The organism is Sulfurimonas sp. (assembly GCF_026196735.1).
In the GTDB taxonomy this organism is placed as follows: Bacteria; Campylobacterota; Campylobacteria; order Campylobacterales; family Sulfurimonadaceae; genus Sulfurimonas.
In genome coordinates, this window is the sequence record NZ_JAPHUF010000010.1 from 146642 (window position 1) to 152653 (window position 6012).

Annotated in this window: 2 protein-coding genes, 1 tRNA gene and 1 pseudogene; 3 read left to right on the forward strand and 1 reads right to left on the reverse strand. The window is 34.4% G+C overall.

Annotated features, from left to right (window positions below; all coding sequences use genetic code 11):
- Nucleotides 1-5: 5 nt before the first annotated feature.
- The gene (locus OQK60_RS06225) at nucleotides 6-629 is read right to left on the reverse strand and encodes a transglutaminase-like cysteine peptidase (RefSeq protein WP_297685200.1); all 624 of its coding nucleotides are present in this window, start codon (nucleotides 627-629) and stop codon (nucleotides 6-8) included.
- Nucleotides 630-780: 151 nt separating this feature from the next.
- Here OQK60_RS06225 and OQK60_RS06230 point away from each other — a divergent pair.
- The 3 genes and pseudogenes from OQK60_RS06230 to OQK60_RS06240 all read left to right on the forward strand — a co-directional run.
- A tRNA-Ser gene (locus tag OQK60_RS06230) sits at nucleotides 781-870 on the forward strand.
- A gap of 151 nt (nucleotides 871-1021) precedes the next feature.
- Nucleotides 1022-5182 carry an Ig-like domain-containing protein gene (locus OQK60_RS06235; protein ID WP_297685202.1) on the forward strand — a complete coding sequence of 1387 codons (4161 nt, stop codon included), beginning with the start codon at nucleotides 1022-1024 and terminating at the stop codon, nucleotides 5180-5182.
- Between the two features lie 140 nt (nucleotides 5183-5322).
- Nucleotides 5323-6012: pseudogene (locus OQK60_RS06240) on the forward strand (cell shape-determining protein MreD); the annotation flags it as partial.

The following is a 6012-nucleotide window of genomic DNA, read 5'->3' on the forward strand; positions in this document are numbered from 1 at the left end:
AAAACTTAATTTTCTTTTTGAATTTTTCGAAGAAGCTTATCATATTGTGTAAAATGTTTGGCAACAGGTATAAGTTTATACTCTTTGTCTATTTTATAAACACCGCTTGAATTTACAAACAGATCGGCTTCTAAATCTTCTCTTTGCTTTAAGTCTAAAATTTTAAAACTTAGGTTATCCAAAATAAGTGGTGGTTTGTGTTTTGTTTTAAAATAGCTAAGGACCATATGATATCCCCCATGGTATTTGTCATGCACCGTAGTTAAAAATAGTTCTTCTTCTTTAAATCCCAACTTTAGAAGTGTAAAGTATTTGATTATTACATAATCTTCACAATCTCCATATCCTGTTATTAAAAACTCTTTTGGAGTTGCCCAGTAATCTTCTTGTTTTTGAATAACTGCGTCATATTGTGGTAAAAGTTTGTTAAGATAAAAATTTACTTGTTCGAGTTGTTTAGATTTTGAATATTCTTTGAATGATGTAACTGTTTGTTTATAATCAAGAATCCTATTTTTAGCAATGATTCCAGATTTCATCTTTATATCTTGTAATTCACGCTCTGAAAAATGTGGATACTCAGAAGCATAGCCAATGGAGATTAAGAAAAAAAATAAAAAAAATTTCATAATTATGCCTAGGAAAAAAATTATATATAACTATTTTGTATTTTATCAATATATTTCTTTGGGTGCTATTGATTATAAAAATAAAGTAATGAAAAGATAATATCTTAAGCTACATATTATTAATATATGACTATAATCTCGTTCTTCAAATGGACGAGTGGGTGAGCGGCTGAAACCACATCCCTGCTAAGGATGCGTACGGGTAACTGTACCGAGAGTTCGAATCTCTCCTCGTCCACCACAAGCTTATAATCCAATAACTTCACTTACACATAATTATAAAAATTAATCAAAATACAACTACTATATGAACATTGTACCTGAGTACAATATATTTATTTTAACTTTTAAACTACAATCTCTACAATAAATATTTTAATATAGGGTGTAATATGTCAACTATCATTGGAAAAGTCGCAAGTGTCGATGGTATTTTTTATATAAAGAGTTCTGATGGTTCTCTTCGTGAAGTTTCGGAAGATTATGAGATTTTAGAAGGCGAAACTATTATTGGAGACAAGAAAAACAGTCCTACTGATAATATTATTATATCTATGAATGATGGAAACGATATGGTTCTATTAGGTCAAGATAAACAACTTTTTGATTCTTCTCTTTCATCTAAAGAGTTTGCCCTAGAAGAAACAGTTACACAAAAAGATTCTCTTCAAGCACTTTTAGAAAATAATGGTGATATCAACAGTGAAAATATTGAAGATATCGAAACTGCCGCCGGTGAAGAAGCTGCTGTTGCTCAATCAACTGAAGGCGGAGAAGCTGACTTTGCAGATGCAAATAATGCCAGTGTTGATATAAACGCAGATCTTAGAGATAGAGCATATATTGAACAGCAACTGCTAGACAGAGAAGGTCTTGGAGAAGAGGCTCGTCGTGCTGAGCTTCCAATAGTAAACCTGAATGAGACTCCTCAAAACGATAACGCTCCGGTATTTGAAGATCCAACCGGTAATCCGGTAAATGATTACACATTTACTTATTCTGAAAACTCAGCAGCTACAGATGTACTAGGAACTGTAAAAGCAACAGATTTAGATGGTGACAATGTAACTTACACAATCACTAATAATGAGAACGGTTACTATGAGATTGATACAAATACAGGAGCTATCAGCTTAAGTGCTGCAGGTGTAACAGCTTACGCAAATGACTTTGAGCTTGGAGATAATGCACAAGTTATTACAGTTCAAGCAACAGATGGTACAAACACAACAGATATCACAGTAAACCTAAATGAGACTCCTCAAAACGATAACGCTCCGGTTGCAGTAGATGATGAAATTAATGCAATTGAAGATACAGTATTTACTTCTACAATTGATTTAGATGCAAACGATACAGACTTAGATGGAGATGCACTAAGTGTAACACCAGGTACTTTCACAACAGTCAAAGGCGGAACTTTAGTTCTTGCTAGTGATGGATCTTATACTTATACACCAGCAGTTAACTTTAACGGTGTTGATACAGTTAATTACACAGTTACAGATGGAACACTTACTGATATAGGTACTTTAACAATTACTGTAGCTCCAGTAAATGATACACCAGTAGCAAGTGTTAGTAACATAACTATGAACGAGGATACAACTTATTCATTTGCACTTAGTGATTTTGGTTTTAGTGATATTGATGGTGATTCTTTAAGTTATATTAGAATAGATTCTCTTCCTGTAATGGGGCAGCTTTTATATGATGATATTGCTGTTACGCAAGGTCAAGAGATAGATGCTGCTAGTATTGATTTATTGACTTTTACACCAGCCTTACATGATTCAGGTTCAGACCAGTATAGTGATGATATTGTAGATCAGACAAGTGTTGGCGAGCAGTTGACTGACTATGCTGTGTTTAACTTTAGCGTAAGTGATGGATTAAACTGGAGTGAATCCAGTTCAACAATGACTGTCGATGTTGACGCTGTTGCTGATGCTCCTACTCTGAGTGTAACAGGAGAAACAACTACTTTACAAACTATTGATATATCTAATGTAACTAGCACTACTAGTGGATTTAATGTGACTGCTTTAGATGTCAATGGAATAGAAACAACTGTTAGTACACATACAACCTATCCTGAAGGCTTTGGTGTTTCCGGAGCTGCTTCAAATGGTGCTGATAGCGAGTTAGGAGGTTCTGAAAAACTGGTTGTTACATTTGATAATTTAGTGAGTTCTGTAGATGTCTCTTTTGCTTGGATGAATGATACTGAAAGCGCTTCATACACTTTTTATAAAGATGGTGTAGAGGTTGGTTATGGTGAGAGTAGATTTGGTGATGATGGTATTGAAGCAGTTGAAACACTTCAAGCTACTGATGGAGCATCTTTTGACACAATAGTGTTTGCTGCACCGTATAGTAATGATGATTATCTTATTAATTCTATTACATATGAGAAAGTGGAAACAAATTCAGACCCATTAGTTTTAGAGGAGAACTCTTCAGTTGCCTTTAACATTGAGTCCGCCTTGGCTGATACTGATGGCTCTGAAAGCCTGAACTTGGAACTAAGAGATATACCAGATGGCTTTACAATTTCTGACGGTACTCATACATTTACAGCAGATGCATCTACTACAAGTGTAAATATTACAGATTGGACTTATAATGCTTTAACACTAACCGCACCTGCTGTTGATGCTACAACAATATATACACTAAATGTTGTTGCGACATCTACAGAGTATTCAAATTCAGATACAGCTTCAACTACTTTACCAATTAGTGTGACTGTAACGAATAATGCAAATCAAATGACATTAGAAGATAATCTAGCTCAAGTCAATGAGTCTGCAATGTCATATGGAACTGACAGCGCAAGCACAGATGAAGTTGCTACAGGAAATATTTTAAGTGATGATATCTTGCCTGTTGGAGGAGCGTTAACAAGCATTAATGGAGTAAGTGCTGATGTTAACGGTATTATAACAGTTGTAACAGCTGATGGTAATACCCTTGTAGTTAATGCAGATGTAACTTCTGCAAATTATGGTGAATACACATATACTCTTTTAAGTAAAGTTAACCACCCAGTTACAGGAAATGACACTCTTGTGGATACATTTACATATACTGTTACTGCTGCTGATGGTTCTTCTTCTACTGCTGATTTAGCAGTTACGATTGTTGATGATGTGCCTATTGTAAATAATACAACAGCAGTTTCTTTATCGATTCCAGAAGCTATAGATACAAATATAGTTTTAACATTGGATGTATCGGGTTCAATGAATACAGATGTGACAATTACGCAGACAAGATTTGATATAGCAAAAGCTGCACTTATAGATACGATAAATGCGTATGATGCTCAAGGAGATGTTAATGTCAATTTGACACTTTTTAATTCTGGAGCAGTAAATTTAGGCTGGATGAGTACCACTGAAGCTCTTGATTATTTAAGTAAGTTAACAATGAGCGGCAGTTATATAAACTATGATGGAAGCAGTATCGAAGGCCTTACAAACTTTTATACAAATTACGAAGCTGCCGTTGATGTAACACCATCAACTTATAATACAAACTTGCCGTCAGCTGATAGAACAGTGGCTTATTTTATATCTGACGGTGCTCCAAATGTGGAAAACATTGAAGGAAAGGACAAAAACTGGAATGTTGGCAATGATGCAGAAAGTGGCTGGTTGGATACTCCATATGTTACACAATGGACAACTTTTATAAACAACAATAATATTGATTTGAATGTTATTGGCATAGGTACAAACCTAGATAGCACCTATCTTGATATGGTTCAAGTAGTGGAGGGAAAAGATGCTCTTATAATAACAGAGGAGACTCAACTAAGTTCAACAATACTTGCTGGCATAGAGTCTATTGAAGGAAGTTTATATGGGGATAATGGCACTGCAGGAATCAATTTTGGAGCAGATGGAGGTCATATAGTTGAGTTGACATATATAGACCAGGTAAATGGCAGTGTGACATATACATATGATGCCTCTAACCCTGTCCAAACAATAGAACTAAGTGAAGGGAATATGGCTTTAAATTTTGATACAGGTACATATATCTATACTCCTATTATTGCCTCTGAAAATGATATCACGGAAAATTTTAGTGTAACAGTAACAGATAATGACGGTGATATAGCAACTAATAATCTAGATCTTGTTATTGGTATAGACGAAACATATATTTATGATGCAGCTGCCGTAGATGGTGGAGCTGGTTTAGACACATTGGTTCTTGATGAAGACAATTTAACTATAGATTTTAGTGCTTTAAGTGGAAATATTTCTAATATTGAAACTATAAATCTTAGTGGAGCTAATCAAGACATTACACTTCATCTTGATGATGTACTAAATATCACAGATAGTGATAATGCACTTAGAATAGATGGCCTTAACGGAGATACTATTAATATAGATACAGTGGTAGATGGTAGTGGTGAATGGATATTTAAAGACGAAATCACTGATGCACAAACCGGTCAAACATACAATCATTACAGTAGTTTAGATGATACTGTTACTTTAGAGATAAGTACTCAAATTACTATTGATGAGAGTTGATAATCTATGTCTTAATTTTATGACATGTAAGTAGCATATCTTACTTACATATCTATTTCTTTTTTGTACCTGAGTACAATATACATTATTTAAAATTTATCATATTATAGTGATATTAAACTATCTTTATGGAGTCTGACATGTCAACAATTATTGGAAAAATCGCAAGTATGGATGGTACTTTTTATGTAAAAGGCTCTGATGGTTCTCTTCGTGAAGTCTCAGAAGGTTATGAGGTTTTAAAAGGCGAAACAATAGTTGGCGATAAAGGAAACAACCCTTCTGCTACTGTTGTGATATCTATGAGTGATGGAAGTGAGCTAATCTTACCGAGTCAAGATAAGCAACTTTTTGACTCTTCTCTTTCATCTGAGGAGTTTGCTTTAGAAGAGACAGTTACTCAAAATGACTCAATACAAAATATACTGCAAGAATATGGTGATATTGATAATGCACAAGAGCTGGAAACTGCTGCAGGAGAAGGGGCTGGGGTAGAGTCTACTGAAGGTGGTGAAGCTGTTTTTGCAAAAGCAAGTAATGCCAGCACAGATATTAATGCGGCTCTTAATCCAGAATCATTTACAAGTGAAGAGCCAGAAAATAATAATTTAAGTTTTGAAGAAGAAGCTCGTAGAGTTGAGATAAATAATGATGCTTCTGTAATAACTGATACCAATGAAAACCCTGTAGCAGTAGATGATACTATAACAAAAGTCCAAAACAATATAATAGATGTTTCCCAAAACCACGCAAGCATAAATGTAGGTAATGAAGATATGGGATTTACAAATGCATTTACAATTTCTCAAACAATAACATCAACAGGCAAC